At 72.5% G+C, this 22923-nt stretch carries 18 protein-coding genes; 6 read left to right on the top strand and 12 right to left on the bottom strand.

Features of this window, described 5'->3' with window-relative positions:
* The first annotated feature begins 111 nt into the window (after window positions 1–111).
* Together ACGH7X_RS41410 and ACGH7X_RS41405 are read left to right on the top strand one after the other, a co-directional pair.
* Complete coding sequence (locus ACGH7X_RS41410; protein WP_399896447.1) at window positions 112–1185, top strand: D-alanyl-D-alanine carboxypeptidase family protein; 1074 nt, start codon at window positions 112–114, stop codon at window positions 1183–1185.
* A 94-nt stretch (window positions 1186–1279) separates the two neighbouring features.
* On the top strand, window positions 1280–2173 hold the full coding sequence (locus ACGH7X_RS41405) for an endonuclease/exonuclease/phosphatase family protein (RefSeq protein WP_399897729.1): 894 nt from the start codon (window positions 1280–1282) through the stop codon (window positions 2171–2173).
* Window positions 2174–2232: 59 nt separating this feature from the next.
* On the opposite strand, the gene ACGH7X_RS41400 is transcribed toward ACGH7X_RS41405, so the two are convergent.
* Window positions 2233–6027, bottom strand: a complete 3795-nt coding sequence (locus ACGH7X_RS41400; RefSeq protein ID WP_399896445.1) for a S8 family serine peptidase — start codon at window positions 6025–6027, stop codon at window positions 2233–2235.
* A 358-nt stretch (window positions 6028–6385) separates the two neighbouring features.
* Here ACGH7X_RS41400 and ACGH7X_RS41395 point away from each other — a divergent pair, with 358 nt between their 5' ends.
* Both ACGH7X_RS41395 and ACGH7X_RS41390 read left to right on the top strand, forming a co-directional pair.
* Window positions 6386–8044: a hypothetical protein gene (locus ACGH7X_RS41395; protein ID WP_399896443.1), complete on the top strand. Its 1659-nt coding sequence runs from the start codon at window positions 6386–6388 to the stop codon at window positions 8042–8044.
* Between the two features lies 1 nt (window position 8045).
* A complete protein-coding gene (locus tag ACGH7X_RS41390) occupies window positions 8046–8447 on the top strand; it encodes a hypothetical protein (protein WP_399896440.1) in 402 nt (133 codons plus the stop codon).
* Between the two features lie 178 nt (window positions 8448–8625).
* Here the strand turns inward: ACGH7X_RS41390 and ACGH7X_RS41385 are convergent, their stop codons facing one another.
* The 8 genes from ACGH7X_RS41385 to ACGH7X_RS41350 form a co-directional block, all read right to left on the bottom strand.
* On the bottom strand, window positions 8626–9699 hold the full coding sequence (locus ACGH7X_RS41385; RefSeq protein WP_399896438.1) for a DUF917 domain-containing protein: 1074 nt from the start codon (window positions 9697–9699) through the stop codon (window positions 8626–8628).
* A 4-nt stretch (window positions 9700–9703) separates the two neighbouring features.
* Window positions 9704–10180, bottom strand: coding sequence for a PucR family transcriptional regulator (locus tag ACGH7X_RS41380; protein WP_399896435.1), 477 nt, complete (start codon window positions 10178–10180; stop codon window positions 9704–9706).
* Window positions 10131–11288: a hypothetical protein gene (locus ACGH7X_RS41375; protein ID WP_399896432.1), complete on the bottom strand. Its 1158-nt coding sequence runs from the start codon at window positions 11286–11288 to the stop codon at window positions 10131–10133. Before ACGH7X_RS41375 ends, ACGH7X_RS41380 begins: the two co-directional genes overlap by 50 nt.
* Window positions 11289–11354: 66 nt before the next feature.
* Window positions 11355–12929 (bottom strand): hydantoinase/oxoprolinase N-terminal domain-containing protein, encoded by a 1575-nt coding sequence (locus tag ACGH7X_RS41370; RefSeq protein ID WP_399896429.1) that lies wholly within the window; start codon window positions 12927–12929, stop codon window positions 11355–11357.
* 151 nt (window positions 12930–13080) lie between these two features.
* A complete protein-coding gene (locus ACGH7X_RS41365) occupies window positions 13081–14934 on the bottom strand; it encodes a ricin-type beta-trefoil lectin domain protein (RefSeq protein ID WP_399896426.1) in 1854 nt (617 codons plus the stop codon).
* 222 nt (window positions 14935–15156) lie between these two features.
* Window positions 15157–16671: an MFS transporter gene (locus ACGH7X_RS41360; protein ID WP_399896423.1), complete on the bottom strand. Its 1515-nt coding sequence runs from the start codon at window positions 16669–16671 to the stop codon at window positions 15157–15159.
* Window positions 16672–17028: 357 nt separating this feature from the next.
* A complete protein-coding gene (locus tag ACGH7X_RS41355; RefSeq protein WP_399896421.1) occupies window positions 17029–17520 on the bottom strand; it encodes a cysteine dioxygenase in 492 nt (163 codons plus the stop codon).
* A gap of 125 nt (window positions 17521–17645) precedes the next feature.
* Complete coding sequence (locus tag ACGH7X_RS41350) at window positions 17646–18551, bottom strand: LysR substrate-binding domain-containing protein (RefSeq protein ID WP_399896419.1); 906 nt, start codon at window positions 18549–18551, stop codon at window positions 17646–17648.
* 79 nt (window positions 18552–18630) lie between these two features.
* Here ACGH7X_RS41350 and ACGH7X_RS41345 point away from each other — a divergent pair, with 79 nt between their 5' ends.
* Window positions 18631–19170: a hypothetical protein gene (locus ACGH7X_RS41345; protein WP_399896416.1), complete on the top strand. Its 540-nt coding sequence runs from the start codon at window positions 18631–18633 to the stop codon at window positions 19168–19170.
* Between the two features lie 24 nt (window positions 19171–19194).
* Here the strand turns inward: ACGH7X_RS41345 and ACGH7X_RS41340 are convergent, their stop codons facing one another.
* Complete coding sequence (locus tag ACGH7X_RS41340) at window positions 19195–20160, bottom strand: GlxA family transcriptional regulator (protein ID WP_399896413.1); 966 nt, start codon at window positions 20158–20160, stop codon at window positions 19195–19197.
* A gap of 70 nt (window positions 20161–20230) precedes the next feature.
* Here ACGH7X_RS41340 and ACGH7X_RS41335 point away from each other — a divergent pair, with 70 nt between their 5' ends.
* Window positions 20231–21520: an MFS transporter gene (locus ACGH7X_RS41335; RefSeq protein ID WP_399896410.1), complete on the top strand. Its 1290-nt coding sequence runs from the start codon at window positions 20231–20233 to the stop codon at window positions 21518–21520.
* Window positions 21521–21533: 13 nt separating this feature from the next.
* Here ACGH7X_RS41335 and ACGH7X_RS41330 read toward each other — a convergent pair whose 3' ends face one another.
* Together ACGH7X_RS41330 and ACGH7X_RS41325 are read right to left on the bottom strand one after the other, a co-directional pair.
* On the bottom strand, window positions 21534–22424 hold the full coding sequence (locus tag ACGH7X_RS41330; protein ID WP_399896408.1) for an SDR family NAD(P)-dependent oxidoreductase: 891 nt from the start codon (window positions 22422–22424) through the stop codon (window positions 21534–21536).
* The gene (locus tag ACGH7X_RS41325; protein ID WP_399896405.1) at window positions 22421–22888 is read right to left on the bottom strand and encodes a MarR family winged helix-turn-helix transcriptional regulator; all 468 of its coding nucleotides are present in this window, start codon (window positions 22886–22888) and stop codon (window positions 22421–22423) included. The genes ACGH7X_RS41330 and ACGH7X_RS41325 overlap by 4 nt, the downstream gene beginning before the upstream one ends.
* Between the last annotated feature and the right edge of the window lie 35 nt (window positions 22889–22923).

The following is a 22923-nucleotide window of genomic DNA, read 5'->3' as shown; positions in this document are numbered from 1 at the left end:
TGACCGGCAGAGCAGCAGCGGAGGCACGGCGACGGCCGTGCGGACATCCCCCTCGCCGAGAGTGACCGAGATGCGCGAACGGCGCGCACCGCGTCCCTCGGAGGTGCTCCCATGCGCCCAGTCCCCGAACCCGGCGAGCGTGACGGTTCCCCCGCTCCGCCGTCGGCTTCCCGGCTGCCGCACAGCCTGCGGCGGCGCTCCGCGCTCCTCGGCGCCGGCGCGACCGCCCTGCTCACCCTGGTCACCCTCGGGAGCGTCCTCGTGGCCCGCGGAGCCGCGGACGACGCGCCGTCCGCCGCCGGCGCCGACGACGCACCCGGCGGACGACCGGGCTCACTCACCGCATCGCTGACCTGGCCGGACGAGGGTCAGGCGGCCGTCCTGGTCGAGGGGTTCGGGCCGCGCGGTGCCCCGGGCGTCCACGGACCCCGGCGGCCGGTGCCGATCGCCAGCGTCACCAAGGTGATGACGGCGTACGTGGTCCTGCGCGACCACCCACTGCACGGCGACGCGTCCGGCCCCCTGGTCACCGTCGACGAGCAGGCCGCGAACGAGTCCTTCTCAGGCGCGGAGTCCACCGTCGAGGTGCGGCAGGGCCAGCGACTGGGCCAACGACGCCTGCTGGAACTGATGCTCGTACCCTCGGGCAACAACATCGCCCGACTGCTGGCCCGTTGGGACGCCGGGTCGCAGGAGGCGTTCGTCGCCAGGATGAACCGCGCCGCCGACGACCTCGGCATGGACCACACCACGTACACCGGGGCCAGCGGTATCGAGCCCACCACCACGAGTACGGCCGCGGACCAGTTGAAGCTGGCGCGGCAGGTCATGCGCGACGACGTCTTCCGGTCCGTCGTCTCCTTGCCCCGCACCGCCGCCGCGGTGGGTTCCGGTACGATTCCCAACAGCAACGAACTGCTCAACACGCCGGGCGTGACGGGGATCAAGACCGGTTCCAGCACCCCTGCCGGGGGCGCGCTGATGTGGGCGGTCGACGTTGCGGACCGGAGCGGCCGGCGGCATCTCGCCCTCGGCGTGGTGCTGCACCAACGCGCCGGCACCGACCCGCAGGAAGGTCTGCGAACCGCCTTCGACTCCAGCCGTGTGCTCGTGGAGGAGGTGCGCCACCGGGTGGCCGCGACCGACCCCGCCGCGACCTCCGGCGCCCCGTCCCGAACCCGGTGAGACGACATTGACCACTGTGCTCGACTCCTCCGCCCCGCCGGAACCCGCGGCTCCGCGACCGCCTCGCCGTTTCTTCGGCGGCCGCCGCCGCGGCCTGGTCACCGCCCTTGTCGCGCTGCTGGCCACGCTCGTGATGCTGGGACACTCCCTGGTCCCCGACGGGGCCGGGCATCTCGGCAGTCTCACCGAGACCTTCCTACCCTGGACCGGCCTCGTCGTGCCGCTGCTCCTCGTGTGCGCGGCGGTCCGCCGTTCCGCGACCGCCGCCGCGGCCGTGCTGCTGCCCGCCCTCGTCTGGGGCACGCTCTACGGCGGGACGCTGACCGACAAGCAGACGAGCGGCGGTGACCTGACCGTGGTGACGCACAACGTCAACGAGCACAATCCTCGCCCCGGGCGCACCGCCCGTGACCTGGCCGCCTCGGGCGCCGACGTACTGGCCCTGGAGGAGCTGGGCGACTCCTCCGTCTACGAGAAGGCGCTGGCCGCCGACTACCCGTACCACTCGGTGCGGGACACGGTGGGCCTGTGGAGCCGCTATCCGCTCACCGACACCCGCACCGTCGACATCGCCCCCTGGCCGCGCGCCCTGCGTGCCACGGTCCGCACTCCCGAGGGTCCGGTCGCCGTGTACGTCGCCCACCTGCTGTCCGTCCGGCTCAGCCCCGCGTCGGGCTTCGGCACGGACGCCCGGGACCGCGCGGCAGGCCGTCTCGCGGCGGCCCTGCGCGCCGAACCGCTCCCCCGCGCCCTGCTCGTGGGCGACCTCAACGGCACCACGGACGACGGGGCCCTTTCCGCCCTCACCTCCCCGATGCACTCGGCCCAGGAAGCGGCCGGGGCCGGATTCGGGCTGACCTGGCCGACCGCGTTCCCGCTGGCCCGGATCGACCACATCCTCCTGCGCGGCGTGGAGGCGCGATCGGCCTGGACCCTCCCGGCCACCGACAGCGACCACCTGCCGGTGGCGGCGTCCTTGCGGCTGTAGGTGCCTTCCGGAGTTGCCCGTCCGCCCCGCGGGCGACGACGGGCAACTCCGGACGGGACCTAGCCGCGGTGCAGGTACGCCCTCGTCACGGTCTGGCGGACCTCGTTGCCGTCCCCGTCCCGGGCGGTGACGCGCAGCGTCACGAACGCGTCGCCCCGCACCTTCGACGGCTTGGCGACGGTGACGGCGAACCTGCCGTCGCCCCGGGACCCGGTGGGCGCCGCGGTGAAGTGCGCGCCGTCGTCGTAGGAGACCTCGACGCGCGCCCTGACCCCGCGCGGCGCGCCGAGTCCGTCCTGGTGCCGCACCGTCAGCCCGAGCGTGTACGCCCGGCGCGGTCCCACGCTGTTGCGCGCGTCCACCGGTGCCCGGTAGTCCACCTGAAGCAGCGGCAGCGGCGCCGTCCCGCCGGTCGAACCGGAGCGGAAGGACCAGGTCGTGTCGGTGGCCGTGGCGTACCGCCACTCGTCGGAGGTGCGGCCGGTCCTCAGCCTCAGGCGGTAGTCGGCGGCCGAGGACGGCACCTGGACGTCCTGCCAGGCGTCGGCCAGGTCGGCCACCTTCTCGCCGTCGCGCACGAGTTCGGCGGCGACCGTTTCCGTGGCCGTCGACGTGCCCGCGCCACCGGGCAGGGCGGGATCGGTGATCACACGGGACCAGTGGCCGGTCCGGGAGTCGGTGAACTCCGGGATCCGCAGCCTCAGCACGTCCCCGGCCCGCGTCGTCGGGGGCACGGCGCCGCCCCGCGGGATCGAGGGCCTAACGACCGCGCCCTGCCAGGTCTCACCGGTCCGCTCGCCGGCTCGGTGGGTGCGGGGCGCCTCGCGCATGCCGACGTCGAGGGGCGAGTCGATGTTCTCCACCGTCTCGTGCAGGACCAGGTGCTGCCACTGGGTGTCGCCCGAGCTGACGTACTCGGTGCGGGTGAAGTTGGTCGGCACGTGGCGGGGGAACTGGTCCTGGGCGTACTCCTGGTAGGGCCGCCAGGAGTAGCGCTGTTCCGTCGCCCAGGGCAGACCGCCGTTGTCGGCGTACACGGAGCGCACGACGGCGCTGTTGCGGCGCGAGACGGTGTGCGTGACGTGGTGCGGGATGCCCTGCGAGGACACCTGGACGACGTCGTAGAGGTAGGGGCTGCGCGGGGTGCCGGTGAACGCGACCGTGGTCCCGCGCCGTTCGATCCGCTTCAGCAGGTCGGTGCCGTCGGTCAGTCCGACGCGTATCAGCGGCACCCGGGTGCGCGCGCCGTTGGGCGTCCACCGGGTCCAGGCGTTGTCCTCGTAGTGGACGAGCAGCACGGCGCGGGCGCCCGCTGCGGCGGCTTCGTCTGTGATCTCCCTCTCGCTCTTCCCGTCCCCGGCGTAGGTGACGACGGCGAGCCGGCCCCGGGCGGCGCGGAAGTCCGGTGCGGCGGTGGTGCCGGCGGCGACGGCGGTCAGCCGTGCCCCGCGCGGGTCGAACAGGGCGGACGTCGGCTCGTAGAAGGCGTTGAGGCCGCGCGGACCGCCGACGACGTCGGCCCGGAGCATCGGGGCCACGAGCTGCCAGCGGGAGGTGAACTCGAAGGTCCCGTCGGTGACCCGCTCGGTGGGGCTGACGTACAGGTCGCGGACGACGTCGAAGGCCATGACGCGGTCGGTCCAGCCGTGTCCGTCGATCTCCCGGTGCGTCTGGTAGCTCAGGGCTCCGCGCTGTTCGGCGGGCCGGGGGGTGCGGATCTCGACCTTGGTCGTCCTGCGGGGGTCGAGGACGACGGTGGTGTCCTTGGTGACCTCGACCTGGGGCAGGACGACGTGGTACAGACTGTCCCGTTCACCCGACTGGTCCGTGGTGGAGGCGAACACCTGGTAGGTGCCTTCCTCGACCTCGGCGACACCCTTCTCCCAGTCCGTGTACGGCACGTAGCCCTCGGCGCCCTGGATCACGGGGAAGTTCTGGACGGGACGGCCCTCGAGGTCGTGGGAGACGACCCGAAGTTCGTGCACGGGACCGCGCACCCGCAGGCTGAGCGTGGTGTGGACGACGGTCCGGCCGTCGGCGGAGGTGGCCGTGAGACGGCCGTAGTAGCGGCCCAGTTCGGCGCGGGAGGGTGCCACGGTCAGGGGCACCTCGGCGGTGCCGCCGGCCGGGACGGTGAGGCGCTTCGTCGCCGGGCGCACCGCGTCGGGACCGGCCTCGCGGCCGCCGGCGGTCGCCAGCCGGAGGTCCAGGTCGAGGGTGACGTCGTCGTCCGAGTGGTTGGCGTAGCGCACGGTTCGGGTGTGGGTGCCGGTGTCCTCGGTCTCGTAGACGCCCAGGGCCTGGGTGCCGGTGGCGACGACCGGGGTCCGTACGGCGGTCTTGAGGTCGATGCGGCCGCCGCCCTGTTCGGTGACGCGCTGTCCCGGCATCGTGCGGGCGGTGCTGATCAGCGCGTCCTTGAGGCGCGGTGCCGTCCAGTCGGGGTGCTGCTGGGCGAGCAGCGCCGCCGCTCCCGCGACGTGGGGCGTGGCCATGGAGGTGCCGGAGGCGGCGACGTAGTGGTCGTCGACCACGGTGCCGAGGGTGGTTCCCGCGGCCCGCGCGGCCACGATGCCGACCCCCGGCGCGGTCACGTCGGGTTTGACCGCGTCGTCGCCGGGGCGGGGGCCGCGGCCGGAGAAGTCGGCGAGGGTGTCGTCCCGGTCGACCGCGCCGACCGTCAGGGCCGCGTCCGCGGCGGCGGGGCTGCCGATCGTGCCGGTGCCGGGCCCGCTGTTTCCGGAAGCCACGACGAACAACGTGCCCGAGGACTCGGAGAGTTCGTTGAGGGTCTGGCTCATCGGGTCGGTGCCGTCGCTGGGCGCGTCGGACCCCAGGGACAGGTTGACGATGTCGGCGCCCCGGCCGACGGCCCACTCCATGCCGTCGATCACCTGCGACTCGCTGCCGGAGCCGTCGTCGCCGAGGACCTTGCCGATCAGGAGGTCGGCCCCGGGGGCGACTCCCTTGCGGCTGCCGTGGGAGGCCGCTCCCGAGCCGCCGACGGTGGAGGCGACGTGGGTGCCGTGCCCGTTCCCGTCGCCGGTGCCCGTGCCGGTGGAGAAGTTCTTCGCCTCGCTGATGCGTCCGGCCAGGTCGGGGTGGCCGGCGTCGGCACCGGTGTCGAGTACCGCGACCTTGACGTCGTCACCCTCGTAACCGGCCTTCCACGCCTCGGGGGCGCCGATCTGGGCGGTGCTGCGGTCCAGCGAGGCGTGTACCCGGCCGTCCAGCCGGACGCGGGGGGCGGTGGCGGCGGCGGACACCTCGGCGGGGTCGGGGGCGAGGCGTTTCCAGAACGCGCCGAGGTCGTCGGCCGGGACGCGCACGGCCTCGGCGCCGATGGTCTCCAGGTGGCGGGTCGGCGTTCCGTCGGCGGCCAGCGCGGTCAGCCGGCGCGGGGCGGCGTCCGCGGTGTTCCCGGGCGCTTCGGCGCCCTGGGTGCCTCCCACGATCAACGGCAGGGTGTCCGAGTGGGACTCGTCGTACCCCTGGGCGATCAGGGAGGTGATGTCGAACAGGCCGCGGTCCAGGCGTCCGGTGGCCAGCAGTGCCTTCGCGTCGGACGGGAGGACCGACAGCCGGCCGTCCTCCTCGACGGTGCGGAAGAGGACGTGCCGGCGGCCCTCTCCCGGAGTCACCGACGCCGTGTGCCGGCCGCTCGCGTCCGTCGTCACGGTCACCCGGTCGCCGGTGATCAGTCGCACCGTGGCGCTGCCGCCCGGTCCCGGGGCAGCAGCGGTCCTGCTGGTCGTCGGGGGGCCGCCGTGGGCGTCCGCCGCGACCGGGGGCACGGCGCCGGAGGCGAGGGCAAGACCCGTCACCGCGGCCGCCGCCAGGCGCATCCGTCTCATCAGTTCTCATGCCTTCCGTTGTGCCGCACGGCACGTTGGTGCCGCCGTCGCCCGCTGGGCACCCGCCGGCCGTGCGCTGTTCTTCCCCACACGCTCCGTCGCCGCCCCGGCTGGTGTCACCGGTTCGTCCTGGCGCGGGTGGGACATGTCGCAAGGACGACACGTCCACGGTGATCACTACCGGCTCAACGGGACTGCGGGGCAACGGGTTCACGGCTCCTGACCATGCCGTTCGCGGCAGTCACTGGGCCGAACGCACAGGGTCGCACCCTCCGCGCAGCGAATCGCCAGGTGACAACCGCGGCGTCGTGCCGTGGAGTTCACGTACGACATCCGTACGGCACCGCAGGAGGATCCGATGTCTCCCAGGACGACCACCGGGAAATGGTGGAAGGGCAACCTCGTCGAACCGTTCACCTCACGACCGGGCACGGGCGGTCCGTTCCGGGGCCGGGTGCGCTCGAGCCGCGAGATCGTCCCCGGGGTCCCCTCGCTCAGCGACGAGGCGATCGGATGGCTGGCCCACCTGAACCGCAAGGTCGACTTCGGCGGTACGTGGACCATCGAGGACACGCCGCACGAGTCGTGGGACGACCGCTCGTTCACCCCGTTCGGCAACTTCGCGCGCTACGACCTCACATGGAGCCAGTGGTCACTGGCGCTGATGGCCGAGACGACCCCGGCGTGGCGCGAGATCTACACGAAGATCCTCGGCTTCTCGAGCGACCGTTACCTGGAGTACTGGTCGCTGTACGAGTGGCTCGAACACCGGGGCGACGACCCGATGCGCGACTCCTACCCGCCGGAGTGGCTGGCCGCCTTCCCGCCCGGCCAGGAGAGGAACTACAACACAGCGGGATGGGCGGGGAACGGCTCGGGCGGTTACGAGTACGATCCCGACCCGGTCCGGGGCGCCGGCCAGAACCTCATGTACAAGGGCTACCTGAACCTCACGCTGTCCCTCTACTCCTACGTTTCCGGCGACGACCGCTACGACCGGCCGTTCGACGTGGTCTACGACTCCGAGAACTCCTTCCGTTACGACCACCGCGAGCTCAACGAGCTGATCGCGCGGCAGTGGCGGGCGTTCTGGCCGGGCATCGCCTGCGAGGCGGGCAAGATCTTCCCCTGGTGCAACGCCCTGACCGGCGGCGCGGTCCGGCTGTTCGACGTCATGCACGGCACCGACCTGCTCAGCGCCTTCGACAACTGGAAGCGCTACGGGCGGCGTCACTACTTCCCCGTGAACGAGGAGTCGGGCCGGGTCGACGCCCTGACCGGCTTCTACGATCCCAACCACGACTTCAACCTCAACAAGCCCCATCTGCAGAGCGCCGGGTTGTACGCCCCGCTGCTCTGGCACAGCATCGGGCTGGACCTCCCGCTGGCCGAGCGCATGTACGAGGGCATGCTCCACCACTTCCTGCGGGAACAGCCCGACGGAACCGCCTTCCTGTCGCCCCTGCCGGGCATGGACATCGACGCCAACACGGCGACCGGGCTCGCCGCGGCATGTGCCCTGGAACTGGGCGACCGTGCCACCTACTCCGCGCTGCGTGGGTTCATCGAGGCCAACTACGAACCGACGTGGGACGACGAACACGGCGAGTTCTCCTTCGGCTTCGGCCTCGGCGAGAACTGGCCGCGCGGCCAGTACAACGCCTGGCTGATGCCCGCGTTCACCGGCGCCTCCCCCGGCCGGTGGCACGGACTGCACAGCAGCCCGAACACCGGGAAGTTCCACGAGCCCACCCTCGAAGGGGTCGACTACCCCACCGTCCGGGTCCGTCAGGCGTACTACGACGCCGGTACCCGCACACTGAACGTCGCGATCACCACGGCCGACGCCGACTCCGCCGGCAGGCCGACAGCCCTCACCGTCTCCCAGCTCATCGACCAGGCCCACTACCAGGTACTGCTCGACGGCGAACCCGTCGACGTGGGCCGGCCGCGGGGCGGGAAGATCGTCGTCCCGACGACCGTCGGAGCACACACCCTCCTCGTCCGGCAGTACTGACATGTATATACAGAATCCGAACGAGGCCCTGGTGGGCCGGCTGCTCGTCTCCCTCGACCGCGGTGACCTCGACCAGTGGGCCACCCGCCTGTTCGCCGACCACGCCACGCTCCACGGCACGGGCGACGTGGAACTGCGCGGGCCGCGGGACATCGTCACGCGGTACCTGTCTCCCCTGCGTGAGCGCCTGAACACCACCGCCGCCGGGCTGGAGGTGACGATCGACGACGCCGGGGCGACTGTGTCACTCGGCGACGGCGAGCCGGGCAGGGAGCTGTTCCTGCGCGTCGACTCGGGACGGATCAGCGAGATGTGGGAATACGGGGGCGACGCCGTCCCCGAAGCGGTGGCGGCCGCACGGCGTTCCGCGCCGCCGGGCGCCCCCTCGTGCTGCGGCGACTGAGCCGTCGCTGTCGCGCTCGTGGGTGGCCACCGCCCTGACGGAGCTCTCATGGCCACGGTCGCCCCGCCGACCACGACGGCCTCGCAGTCGCGGTCCTGGACCTCAACCGGTAGGAAACCACCGGTCCTTCCCGCAGCCGTCCCTCGCTCTCGCCCGAAACTCCGAGAAGCCGGCCCGCTCACGGCAACGTGTGCGCGTCGCAGTCGAAGCCGTAGGCGCGGGGCTCCACGGTCGGCCGTCGGCGGGGGTGGCACCAGAACGGGGCGGCCGGAAGTTGCAGGACGACGACGTCGCGGCCCGGTCGTACCTGGTCGCACGAGACGGGGACGCCGTCGCGGCGGTCGAGCACGGCGAGCACGTCGGGCGTGGTGGCGGCCACCTCGCCGTCCCGCAGGACCATCAGGTACTCGTTCTCCATCTCCAGGCGCAGGGTCCGACCGGTGCCCGGCTCGGCGACGGCGACACTCCCGCGGGCGAATCCCGGACGGCCCTGCTGAGTGGGGCCGGGCCTGCGCCGGACCTCGACGACCCGGCCCCCGCCCAGTATCCGCCCTCCCGACACCTCGGCGAACTTCCCGAACCCGGCCGGGGTGTTGCCGTAAGCGAGGGAATCGCGGCCCAGGGCGAGTGCCCGGCTCACGGTGTCCAGGACCGTGCAGTGGGACAGTTGCCCAGCGGGTATCGGGGCGAGTGCCATGATCCCCCAGCCGCTGCCGCACGCGACGAAGGCGCGTGCGTTCTGCTCGATCCGGGAAGGGGCTCCCGCCGCGACCACCATCAGGTCGCCTCCGGTCTCGGAGAAGGCGATCGGCGCGAGTCCGCGGCCGGCCGCGCAGACGGATGCCTGGTTGAGCCGGGTGAGCCCCCGTCCCGCGAGGTCGGCGTCGACCCAGGGCAGGTCGAGCCGGGCCCCGAGGAAGAAGGGCAGCAGTCCGTTGACCCCGGCCAGCCCGACGGTCATGAGCGCGTCCGCGGGTTCACCCGTCCAGCGGGAGACGGCGGCCACGGCGGAGGCCAGTTCGTCACCGCTCGGCGGCTTCTCCAGCAGGGCGTCGGGCAGCCCGAAGCCGCCGACGGGGACGACACGTGCGTCGTGCGGCAGCGCGGCCGCGGGGGTGAGTGACAGCCGATGCCCCTCCGCCAGCGCCGCCGTCAGCCAGTCCGCCGCGATCACCGTGTCGCCGCTGCCGCCCGAGGCCAGCAGCGAAGCGCCCCGTTCGAGTGCCGCGATGTGCGAGGTGTCGATGACCATGCGATCAGTCTGCTTCCCCCGTGGCGGGGCGAGGAGCCGCAAGGCGGGGTGGCCCGGCACTCGCGCGGGGATCGTCCGCCAGTGCCACGGTCCGGCAGGCGAGGTGCAGCGCCAGTCGGTCGTCGCGGTCCTTGAGCGTGACGTCGAGGATGCGCTCGACACGTTCGGTCCGCGCCGTGACCGTGTTGCGGTGCACGCCCAGGACGGCGGCGGTCTCCGCGAGCGAGCCGCCCGAGTCCAGGTAGGCGGAAAGGGTGTTGACGAGGTCGCCGGGAAGCTCACGCAGCGGGGCCAGCAGTTTGCGCGCCGTCGGCTCGAAGGTCTCCGTCCGTGCCCACTCCAGCAGCAGCTGCGCCATCCCCAGCCGGTCCGCGCGCAGGAAGTGGCCCACCTCCGGCCGGGCCGCGGCCAGTCGGGCCGCGTCCGCGGCCTCACCAAGGGTCGTGGCCAGACCGTCCCAGTGGGCACGGGGCCTGCCCATGCCCATGTCGGCCTCGACCGTCCGGCGCAACGCGCGGTGGGCCTCGCGCAGGCGCCTCGCCAGCAGGTCCACCTCGTCGGCGGTGGGTTCGCTGTCGTACGTCGTCCACTGCCGTCCAGCCGTTTCCGTCTTCGACCACCACCGCCGGGATGCCCGAAGCCTCCAGCACCCGTGTGATGTCGGGGCGACGCGCGATCGTGTCGACGTCCGGTCCGGTGCCGAGCCGCATGCCCACGTGCCAGCCCGCGAGCACCCAGCCCGCGTCGGCCGCCCGTCGGCGCAGGTCGGAACCCGGGTCCCTGTTCAACCGCAACAGGTCGCCGAGGAGGGTGCCGCGCGACCGGGCGTCCCGCTCCAGGTCGAGCCGGTGGGAGAGCAGCCAGCGCTGGATCGCGCCGGCCGCCACGTCGAGTGCCTGGGCGACGGCGTCGGCGCGGCACACCGAGCCCGGCGGAAGGTCGACGGCGAGCCACTCGCCGGCCCGGTTCGACCCGGCGTGCGGAACGGGGTGGACGAGCACCAGGCCCCGCTCGTGCGGAACGCGGGTCGGGACCGGCAGTGTCCGTGGGCGCGGCTCACCTGCCGACAGCCGCCCGGCGAGCGGTTCGCCCCGGTCGTCGAGGAGGGCCACGGGAGCACGGACGATGTCACGGAACGTCGCCACGACCACCTCGGGCGCGTACACCCGGTTCCCGAGCGCCCGGTGCGTGTCGAGCACGAGTCGGGCACCGTCCAGCTCGGGCAGGGCCAGGAGCGTTCGGGCCGACACGCACAGATCCAGCGGCGCGTCGGTGGTCCCGAGCAGCGGCACCTCCAGAAGGGCGGCGAGGCGCACGGTGGACCGCAGCGGCTTCAGCCCCGGCAGCACGAGCCCCGCGCCCGCCGTGTCTGCGATCCTGCGCAGCAGCACATCCACCCGCCAGTCGTCGAGCGGCAGCGACTGGGCCAGGACGAACAGTTCGCCCTCGTGGAAGGGGCCCGGCGGATCCGCGGTCGCCACGGCGCGCACGGTGTGCACCGACCGGTCGAGCGCGCCCGACCCGGCCAGCACGATGACGGACGCCGACCACGGCGTGGACGCCAGGAGGCGGCGCAGAGCGATACTCACGGGCGCCCCTGGGCCCGCATCCGCCGCGAGCACGCGCCGGTCGCCTCCACGTCGTCCACGGTGATCTCACGTATCCCGTGCCGCCTCTCCCCCGGCGGGCGGCCGGAGGTCTCCGACGGCCCTGGCCCTGACACGCGTGGCGTTTCCGGGCAGGTAGGGCAGCGGTACCTCGTCGTAGTCGACGATGCGCACGGTCGAGGGGTCCGCCCCGGCCGCCACCGCCCTGGCCACCGCTTCCTGTTTCGCCTCGTCGATCAAGGACCGGTGGCCCGTCGTACCGGCCGCGTACACGCGGTCGGTCTCTCCGCCGACCCGGGCGGCCGCCGCGCCGACGGCATTGGCCACGGCCGAGTGCTCCGGACGGTGCACCGTGCCGATGTCCGCCAATCGGTCGGGCAGGAGCAGCGTCCCGCCGCCGACCGCGACCAGGGGCAGCGAGCGCGCCGACGTACGCATCGTCCGTACGCCGCCGGCGATCTCGTCGGCGATCCGGGCCAGCACCGCGTCCACGAAGGCCCGGTCCAGGTGCCGCACCCGGTCCGGGTCCCCCACCTCCGCGCGTCCGGCCGCCACGGCGATGTCCGTCGCGGTGAGGGTACCGCCGCCGAAGACCAGCGCCCGAGAGGTCAGCAGACGGCCCACGGACCGGGGGCCGATCACCGGAGCAGGTGTCGCGCCGTGAACCTCGCTGCCGCCGCCGATGCCAAGAGAGACCACGTCCGGCATCCGGAAGTTGGTCCGTACACCGGCCACCCGGACCCCGGCTGTCGCCTCACGGGGGAATCCCCCCTGGAGCACGCCGATGTCGGTGGTGGTACCGCCCACGTCGACGACGGCGCAGCTGTCGAGTTGGGACAGCACGGCGGCGCCGCGCATGGAGTTGGCCGGCCCCGACGCGAAGGTCGCCACCGGGCAGCGTCGGGCGTGGTCGGCGTCCATCAGGGTGCCGTCGTTCTGGCTGAGGTACAGGGGTGAGGTCACTCCCGCGCCCGCCACGGCCTCCACAAGGCCGTTGACGACATCCCCCGCCAGTTCACGCAGCGCCGCGTTGAGAATCGTCGCGTTCTCCCGCTCCAGCAGGCCGATGCGGCCGATCTCGTGCGAGAGGGAGATGTCGACGTCCGGCAGTTCGGCCGAGACGATCTCGGCGGCCCGGATCTCGAACTCGGCGTCGACGGGCGAGAAGACGGAGCTGATCGCCACACTGCGTACTCCCGCCGCGGCCATGTCGGCCGCGGCCGCGCGCAGCTCGCCGGGGTCGGGTTCGGCGATGCGACGACCGTCGAACTCGTGGCCGCCGCGGGCCTGGTAGCCGCGTCCCGACATCGCCGTGACCAGGGGTTCCGGCCAGTTCGTCAGGGGCGGGATCGCGGCGCCCGACGGCCACCCCAGCCGCAGCGCGGCGGTCTTGGTGAGCCGGTGCCCTTCGATCAGGGCGTTGAGGAACTGGGTCGTGCCGATCACGACGGCACGGATGCGCGACGGATCGAAACGGTGCCGCCGGCGAAGCCCCTCGACCGCGAGGCTGATCCCGGAGGTCACGTCCGGTGTCGTAAGGGCCTTGACCGACGTCAGCACCCTTGCGCCTTCCAGGAGTACGGCATCGGTGTGGGTGCCGCCGACATCGATGCCGATCCGCATGGGTAGGTCTCCTCGTCGGTGGCGGTGCGCGGTGGGGGCGCATCACGACGTGACTGCCCGGAGAACGGGGAGTCGCGCACCGGCCCCTCGTGGAGGAAGCCGGTGCGCGGAGAGGCGTCTTTCACTCACCCCCTCCTCGGGGCCGGGCCGCTCACGCGACCGGCCTGACCGTCCAACGCTGGTTCTGCGACCCGTCGCACGGGGCGATCTTCACGCGGCTGCCCCAGGTGGTGCCGGGGTCGACGGTCTCGACGCACTTGTTCGTTCCCCGGGCGACGATCTCGCCCGCGTCGGTGACGGTGAAGCGCTGGTTGGCGCCGCCGTCGCACTCCCAGATCTGCAGCAGCGTCCCGTCCGCGGTGGCCCCGTCCGGCACTTCGAGGCACTTGCCCAACGCCTGGACCGTGCCGCGGGAGCCGACGTACCACTGCTGCGCGAGCGAACCGTTGCAGCCCCACAGCTGCACCTTGTTCCCGTTCGCGGGGTTGGACGACGGAACGTCCACGCACGTGCCGCGGCTGTCGAGGATTTCGTTGACCTGCGGGCCGCCCCCGTTGTCGTGGCCGGAGACCGTCCAGCGCTGGGCGATGGACTCGTTGCACGGAGCGATCGAGACCCGGTCGCTGTCCACGCTCTGCAGGCACTTGCCCGTTTCCTGGGCGACGATCTCACCCGTGCTGGAAAGGGAGAAGCGCTGGTTGGCGCCGCCGTCGCACTCCCAGATCTGCAGCAGCGTCCCGTCCGCGGTGGCCCCGTCCGGCACCTCGAGGCACTTGCCCAACGCCTCGATCGTCCCTCGGGAGCCGACGTACCACTGCTGCGCACCCGTGTCGTTGCAGCCCCAGAGCTGCACCTTGTTCCCGTTCGCCGAGTCGCCGGACGGGACGTCCAGGCACTTGCCCGCGGAGTGGACGATCTCGCCGGTGTTTCCGCCGTCCAGCGTCTCCGCCTTACGGTAGATCGTCTCGGCGGAGCCCCGGAGCGGCGCGTAGTACTCGCTGCCGCCCGCGCTCGCCGAGATGGCACCGACCGCCTGTCCGGCGCCCGTGGCGGGATCGAAGTCCGCGAGGAAGGGGCCTCCGCTGGAGCCGCCCGTCTGCACGCAACCGATCCCCAGCATCGTCGAGTCGGCGCGCCCCTCGTCCACGTACTGGTCGCCCTCGCAGTGGTTCATCCACTCGCCCCTCCCCTCGGCCTCGGAACCCCCGTATCCGAAGGAGTGCACGCGCATCCCGGGCGCGGCGGTGTTGAAGGACAGCCCCAGGCCGCCGACGATGTCCCCCAGGGAGCGGGTGTTGTACCGGGAGACGACGACGAAGGCGTAGTCGTAGTTGAGGTTTCCGCCGCTGCTCACGTAGTCCGCGTCGTGGAGGAGCTGGGAGGCGGTGAACGTGCCGAAGGGGCGCTCTCCCTCTTCGTACCCGGGGACGAAGACCCAGTTCCTGTACACCTCGCCGGTGCTCGCGTCGACGACGCAGTGGCCCGCGGTCAGGAGGGTCGACTTGTTGGCGCTGTTCACCGCGGACGCCGAACAGGTGAACAGTCCGCCGTCGGCCCGGCTGAAGAAGACCCTGCCCGCCGTGCGCGCTACCAGGCCGCCGCCGGTCCACCGCGTCGGTGAAGTGGCGTCGGCGGACGCTTCGGACGTCGACGTAGACGTTGACGTTGACGTAGACGTAGACGTCGCGTGCGGGGAGCCCTTCCCCCTGAGCGGGGGTATCTCCAGGGCCGGTCGCCCGTCGTCGTTTCCTGCGGAGGGTCTGCTGTCCGGCTCGACCGATCCGGTGGCGGGAGGCGTGGCCTCCCGCGCGGCCCGCATGCGCTCCGTGGACCAGAACGACCGGGCGGCCCGCTGCTCCTTCCCGGACACCGAGGTGGTGTCCATACGGACCGGTGCGGTGTCCGGGAGCGGTGTCGGACCGGGAGTGGCCTGGGCGACACCGGCCAGCACACCCGACAGGCCGAGCGCGAGTGTTCCGACATAGACGGCAGTACGTTTGAGCAACGGATACTCCGAGTCTGAGGATCACCGGTCGCACCGCCTCGCCGTGGCGACGGGACGGCGCTCGCCCCGGACAACGTCCGCCGTGGTGAATGGGTTCAGGGTTGGCCCGGTGTCTTTCCGGCCAACGGGAACGGGCCCGGTACCGACGACATCGTCGATACCGGGCCCGTCACTCGCACCCCACCCCGTCCCCACAGGTGGGTGCGAGCCGCCACATGCCGCCTACATGTGGACGGTGGGGGCGGCGTCCGGGTCCGCCGTCGCGATCCCGCGCCGGAAGAGCAGCGCCGTGATCAGCGCGCCCGCGGCGAAGAGCAGGGCCGACCACATGAAGGCGGTGGTGTAGGAGTCCATCGCTGCCTGGGCCTGGACGAGCTGGTCGGCCGGGTTCCTGCCGACGAGGTAGGACGTGGCGGCACTGGCGGCCAGGGTGTTGAGCAGGGGCGTGCCGATGGAGCCGCCGATCTGCTGCATCGTGTTGAGGGAGGCACTCGCGACACCGGCGTCCTCGGTGGCCACACCACTGGTGCCGACGCTCATGGCCGGGGCCATGACCAGGCCGATACCGAGACCGGTGACCAGGAGGGGCGGCAGGACGTCGGCGGCGTAGGAGCTGTCCAGTCCCAGGGCGGTGAGCCAGAACAGGCCGACGGCCGCGAGTGCCATGCCGAGGGGCACCACGATCTTCGGCCCGACGAACGAGAGCAGGAAGGTGGTGGACATGGTGGCCGACACCATCAGTGTGGCGACCATGGGCAGGAACGCCAGGCCTGTCTGGATCGCGGAGAAGCCCAGGGTCAGCTGGAGGTAGTAGGTGAGGAACAGGAACACGCCGAACATGCCGGCGCTGGCGACCAGCAGTGCCGCGAAGGCGGCGCCACGGTTGCGGTCCAGGAGCACGCGCAGCGGCAGCAGGGGATGCGCGGCCCTGGTCTGCCACCAGGCGAACACGGCCAGCAGTACGGCACCGGCGGCCAGGAAGCCCCATGACAGCGGCGAACTCCAGTCGTGCGACTCGGCGTTGGAGAACCCGTAGACGATGCCGAACAGACCGGCGGTGACCAGAACGGTGCCGGGGACGTCGAGCTTGGCGCCGCGGTCGCGCTCCGTGCGCTCGAGCAGCAGCCAGCCGCCCACGATCGCGACCACGGCGATGATGAGGTTGACGTACAGGGTCCAGCGCCAGTTCAGGTACTCGGTGAGCACGCCGCCCAGCAGCAGGCCGACGGCCGCGCCGGAGCCCGCGATGGCACCGAAGATGCCGAAGGCCTTCGCCCGTTCCTTGGCGTCGGTGAACGTGGTGGTGAGAAGGGAGAGGGCGGCCGGCGCGAGGAGTGCGCCGAACAGGCCCTGCAGCGCGCGGCCGGTGACGAGCATCTCGAAGTTCGGGGCGGCGCCGGCTATCGCGGAGGCCACCGCGAATCCGCCGATGCCCACCAGGAAGGCCGGCTTGCGGCCGAACAGGTCGGCGATCCGTCCGCCCAGCAGCAGCAGACTGCCGAAGGCGAGTGAATAGGCGGTGACGATCCAGGTGCGGCTGCCGTCGGAGAAGCCGAGGTCGGCCTGGGCGGACGGCAGGGCGATGTTCACGATGGTCGCGTCCAGTACGACCATCAGCTGGGCGAGCCCGATCATGGCGAGGATCCACCAACGGCGGCCGGACGGGACGTCGTCGGCTTGGTCACCGCCCTTCGGGAACGGGGTTGCCTCCGGCGTCGCGGCGGCTGTCTGGGACATGGGGACGTCCTCCAGTCCTTGGTTGGAGTAGGGGGTGGACGAAGACTTACGAAACGAAACGGTTTCGTATCATCGCAGAGTACGTCCTGCCCCGGCCGAACCAAGACGCCCGGATCCTCCCCAACGGTGTGATAGCGGCCACATGGCAGCGATGTGGCGGATTCCGGAGAGCGAGCCGTGCCATCCCGCCCCTTCCTCCGAGGGCACCGCGCCGGTCAACACCGCAGGCAGCGGCCCTGCCGGAGGCGCCACGCCCGCGCACCACGACGCGTCGGGCGGGCGACGACAACGGGGCCTTGCCTGTCCGGACCGTGCGAGAAGCAAGGTGGAAGCAATCGTCGCGCGGGGCCGGTCATGTCACCCCTCGTCCTCCGGCGCCCGGTGGATGTCGCCCGGTGGTGCGAAGCCGCACACCTGGCCCTGTTCGTTGACCACGTCCCGGGTGGCGACCAGTCGCCCGGCGGGGTCGCCGGGGATCAGCTCGTACCGGCGCTCGTGCTCACGGCCCTGGTGGACACCGGTGACACACCAGGAGACGTGGTCGTGGATGCTCGTGCGCCGGCCGGGCAGCCACACAAGGGAGACGATCGAGAAGCCGCCGTCCTCCTCCGCGTGCAGGACGTGCTGGCGGTACCGGTCGGCGTCGCCCTCGCACTGACGGTCCGTCAGCAGGTTGGCGGCGCCGAGGTGGGGTGCCAGACGGTCTCCGACCAGACCGGCCGTGCGGTCGGGCGGGAGGCCCCGGTGGACGGCGGCCCGAATCTCGTACACGAGGTGGTCGAGACGGTCCTGGCGGCCGGGGCGAGTGGACACCCCTGTGCGGGTGGTGGTGCTCCGGGAAGCGGTCATGGCGCCCAGCGTCCGGCTCGCCCACGACCGCGTCCAACGACGGTTTCTTCGGTGCGGCCCAACGAGCGCTTATGGATTGACGGGTGGCGCGCACGCGCTCCTCCCCGCCAGTGCCGGGCGCCGGGTCAGCAGCCCACCCGCCGTTCGGCGACCTCCCTGACCGTGTCGACCACCAGGGCGGTGGCCGGAATCCGCAGGTGCTCGCGCAGCACGTACGCCGAGATCCGGCGGCGCAGTGCCGGCTGCAGGGCCCGGCCGGCGACGCGGTCGCGCCGGAGGAAGGACAGCACGAGACTCGGCACCACGGCGACCCCCAGCCCCTCGGCGACCAGCGACTGCGTGACCAGGCCGTCGTCGGTGGTGAAGGCGATGTCGGGGGCGAAGCCCGACTCGGCGCACTCGTGCAGGAAGTTGGTACGGCAGCGTGCGCAGCCGACGATCCAGCGCTCCCCCGCGAAGTCGGCGAGCCGCACGGCACGCCGCCGGGCCTGCGGATGGCCGACCGGCATCAGGACCGTGAGCTGGTCCTCCAGCAACGGGATCTCCACCACGTCGTCGGGTACCGTCTCGGCCGGCCGCGGGTAGGTGAAGGCGAGCGTGATGTCGCACTCGCCGCGGGCCAGGCGCGTGAGGGAGTCGGGGGGTTCGTCGTCGAGCAGGTCGACCCGTATCCCGGGGTGACCGGCGGCCAGTTCCGCCAGGGTCTCGGGGACGAGGGTGGCGTTGGCGCTGGGGAAGCCGCAGAGCCTGACCGTGCCGCTGCGCAGCCGGGCGATCGCCGTGACCTGCTCCTCGGCCACGGACAGACTCTCCAGGATGCTCTCGGCGTGCCGGGCCAGGGTCTCGCCGGCCTCGGTCAGCCGCATCCGCCGCCCCACCCGGACGAACAGCGGGCTGCCCAGCGACCGCTCCAGTGCCTTCATCTGCTGGGTGACCGCGGGCTGGGTGTAACCGAGGAGTGCGGCCGCCCCGGAGTACGTGCCGACGTTCACCACCGCGTGGAAGGTTCTGATGTGCCGAGAATCGAACACGCATCCCGTCATAAGCAGAAGTTGGGTTGGCCCGGGGGCGGCGGGCCGCCCTGCGAACGCCCTTGACAGGATGCGGGACATGAGAGGCACGACGCCCAATGCCCGAGCCGTACTGGCCATGTCCCTGTCCGCGGCACTCGCCCTCCTCACCGCCGGCTGCGCCGGTACCGGAGACGACGCCCGGCCCTCCGGGACCACCGCGTCCGCCGGACGGACCCCCGGTATCGCCTCCGCCCCCGGCAGTGTCGCCGTACGCGTCGCCGGCATCGACCTGGCCGTGACCGACGCGGTGGCGCACCTCGGCCCGTCCGGCGGGAAACTGAGCATGACCGTGCGGAACAACGGCTCGGTGCCCGAACACCTGGGCATGGTCGCCACGTCCGCGGGTGGCCGGGGCGAACTGGTCGGCGCCGAGGGCACGGAGGGCACCGGAGCCCTGACCACCGCGGGCATCCTGCTCCAGCCCGGCACCACCGTCACCTTCGGCGGTGCCGGCGGGCCCAGGGTGAAGCTGCCCCAGGCCGCCCGTAACACCGCCGGACAGCGCACGCTCCCCGTCACGCTCCAGTTCGGGGTGGCCGGGCTGGTCCACCTCGACGCGCGCGTCTCCGACGGCTGAACGGCGCCTCTCCCCGGCAGGACGTCAGGCGTGGAGGTACGGCGCCCTGCGGCCGAAGGTCCTGCGGTACGCGGTGGGCGTGGTGTCGAGCGCGCGCCGGAAGTGCAGCCGTAGGTTGGCGGCCGAGCCAAGGCCGCAGTCGCGGGCCACCACGTCGATCGAGCGGTCGGTTGTCTCCAGCAGTTCGCGCGCCAGCCCGAGCCGCGCGCCCACCAGCCACCGCAGGGGCGTCGTGCCCGTCTCCTCGACGAACCTGCGCATGAAGGTGCGCTCGGACATGCCCGCGTGCCGGGCCAGCCGGGGCACGGTGAGCGCCTCCCCCAGGCGTTCCAGCGCCCAGGCCCGGGTGTCGGCCAGCGCGCTGTCGCCGCGGTCCGCGACAGGCGCGGGCACGAACTGGGCCTGGCCGCCCTCGCGGTGGGGAGCGGCAAGGATCCCCCTGGCGATCTGGTTGGCCACGGCGGCCCCCAGGTCGCGACGGACGATGTGCAGGCACAGGTCGATGCCGCAGCACATTCCGGCCGAGGTCAGGACGGAGCCCTCGTCCACGTAGAGCACGTCGCGGTCGACGTGGACGGCCGGGTGCTCCCGTTCCAGCCGGTCGGTGTACCGCCAGTGCGTGGTGGCGTGCCGCCCGTCGAGCAGTCCGGCCCGGGCCAGGACGAAGGCTCCGGTGCAGATGGACACCACGCGCCGGCCCCGGGCGTGGGCCGTGACCAGTGCGTCGAGCACCTTCTGCGGCAACGGTCCCGGTGGTGGTCCCTGCTCGAATCCTCCCGGCACGATGACCGTATCCGCGGTCTCGAGACCCTCCGGTCCACTCGTGACGGCCATCGCGAAGCCGTTCGCCGTGGGCACGGGACCGCCCGGCCCGCACACGCGGATCTCGTACGGGGTCTCCGGACGCGGACCGAAGATCTGCAGGGGGATGGCCAGGTCGAGCGGAGCCATCCCCGCCAGCGCCAGTACGGCCACTCGGTGAACGGACATGGCAGCATCCTAATGAAAGGGGTCACTTCTGCCACTCGCAGGGGCCGGGCGGTCCGGCAACCCTTGTGCCATGAACGGATCCGCTGCTCCCCGGCGTACCGGCCCCGGTGGCCTGTTCCTGCTGGGCTCGATCGTCGTGTCCCTGCTGGCCGCCTCCAGCGCGCCCACGCCCCTGTACGCGACGTACGCGGACGCCTGGCACTTCTCACCGATCACCACCACCGTCGTCTTCGGTGTCTACGCGATCGCCGTACTCGTGTCCCTGCTCGTGTTCGGGCGGGTGTCCGACCACCTCGGCCGACGGCCCGTGCTGCTGACCGCGCTCGCCCTCCAGACCGTCGCGCTGGCCGTGCTCGCCACCGCGCAGGGCGTGGACGCGCTGCTGCTGGGACGGGTGCTCCAGGGCGTCTCCACCGGGGGTGCCGTCGGCGCGCTGGGCGCGGCGATGCTGGACGTCGACCGGCACCGCGGCGCCGTCACCAACGCGGCCGCACCGGGCATCGGCACGGGCAGCGGCGCGCTGCTGTCCGGGGTGCTGGTGCAGTACGCGCCGGCACCCACGCACCTGGTGTACCTGCTGCTCGTCGGTGTCTTCGCCGTCCAGGGCGCGGCCGTGCTCCGGATGCCGGAGACCGTCCGCCGCACGCCGGGCGCGCGCGCCGCGCTGATCCCCAGGATGGCCGTGCCGTCCGGCCTGTGGGGCACCGTGCTGGCGGCGGCGCCGATCCTCTTCGCCGCCTGGGCGCTCGCCGGCTTCTACGGGTCCCTCGGTCCCGCGCTCGCCCGGCAGCTGTCCGGTTCCGACTCGACGGTGGTGGCCGGACTCGGGCTCTTCCTGCTGACGGTGGCGGCCACCGTGTCGGCCGCCGTTCTGGGCCGCGCCTCACCTCGCAGGGTGATGGTGCTCGGCATCACCGTGCTCATGGCGGCGACACTCGCCGCGCTGGCCGCGGTCGCCGCGGAGTCGGCACCGGGGTTCTTCGGCAGCACGGTCGTCGCCGGTATCGGCTTCGGCGCCGGGTTCCAGGGCGGCCTGCGTACCGTCGTCGCCCCCGCGGAGCCCCGCGAGCGGGCCGGTCTGATGTCCGTCCTCTACGTCGTGAGCTACCTCGGCATGGGGGTGCCCTCGGTCGTCGCCGGCGTCCTGGTGGTCCACGGCGGCGGGCTCGTCCCCACCGCCCGGCTGTACATGTGGGCGGTCCTCGCGCTCTCGGCCGCTGCCCTGATCGGGCTGCTGCTGACGAACCGTTCCCCGCGGTCCGCAGGCGGGCCGCCGGTGGCCGGCGCGGGCGGGACGGCCCGGGTGAACGGCGACGTCGACCGCTCGGTCGCGAACGCCGCGCCGTCGGGATGCCGTTGATCGGGCCGGGGGCTCAGGCCCGCTCCCGGACCGGCAGCGGTTCGACGCCCAGGAGGGACGCCGTCGCCTCGTAGACGCCTCGCGCGAGAGCCGGTTCCCGGGAGAGCCGCGAAGGCGGCGCCACGGGCCCGGCTCCGGTGAAGTAGCCGCCGTTGGGCTCCGGAGCGGTGCGGGCGGTTGCCAGCGAGCAGGCGGGCCGCACCCCTTCGTCCGGCGTGATCGCGAACGGCCGGAACAGCGGGCCAGTGAGCCGCATCAGTCCCCCGGAGTTGGTGTTGAAGCCATTCTTCACCATGCCGGGGTCGGCGTTGTAGGCGCGCATGCCGACGGGCAGCCGACGGGCGAGTTCCATGGTGGCCAGCAGGCCGACCAGCTTGCTGGTGCCGTACACGTGGAGCTGGGAGTAGCGTCGCCCGCCCCGCGAGGTGCCCGTGACGTCGGGCTCCCGGGGGTCGAGTCCGCCGCGCCTGGCCACCGAGCTGGCGATGTTGACGATCCGGGCATGCTCGGCGAACGCGCCTGCCGCGAGGAGGGTGTGCGTCAGCAGGAACGGGGCGACGTGGTTGATGGCGTGGGTGCGTTCCACACCGTCCGGGGTCTGCTCATAACGCGGGTACGCGGCACCCGCGTTGTTGATCAGGACATCGACGCGTACTCCGTCGGCGGCCAGTTCGGACGCCAGGTGCCGGACCTGCGACCACCGGGACAGGTCGGCCGTGTACACCCGGCCAGGGGCGGTGGGGGCCCCTCGGCGGGCCGGGCCGTACACGGCTTCGACCGCCGCGGCCGTGCGCGCGCGGTCCCGGCCGACGAGGACCACGTCCATCCCCTCCTCGACCAGGTGACGCGCGGTCACCAGCCCCAGCCCGCCGGCCCCGCCGGTGACGACCGCGGTCCGGTTCATGGCTTCTCCCCGGTGCCGCCCGGGGCGTCGGTGCCGGAGTCCGGCGGACTCCCGCCCGCCGCCCGACGCAACAGAGCGTGCAGACGCAGTCTGCTGTCGCGATCGAGACGGGCGAACGGGGAGTGCTCGGCGGTGTGCCGCATCACTCGCTCGCGCAGTGCGCAGCCTTCTGATGTCAGTTCGAGGATCTTTACTCGGCGGTCGGTGGGGTGCGCCACCCGGCGGACCAGGCCGTGCCGCTCCAGGCGGTCGACCATGGCGGTGGCCGTGGACGCGTCGCACCGCAGCCGGTCGGCCAGGCGCCGGGCGGTCATCGGCCCCTCGCCGCTGAGACGCCACAGCGCGTCGGCCTGCGCGTCGGTCAGTTCGAGATCGCGCAGCAGGGTTCTCAGTTCGACCTGCACCTGTTGGCGCAGGACCAGCAAGTAGTCGACCAGATCCAGGTCGAGACGGGCATCATCCATGACGATCACAATACATGGAGTTTCCAATTAATGGA

The sequence above is a fragment of the Streptomyces sp. BBFR51 genome, assembly GCF_044591655.1.
Classification (GTDB): Bacteria; Actinomycetota; Actinomycetes; order Streptomycetales; family Streptomycetaceae; genus Streptomyces.
The sequence above is the reverse complement of the archived record's forward strand: the minus strand, read 5'-3'. Positions and strand labels throughout refer to the sequence as shown.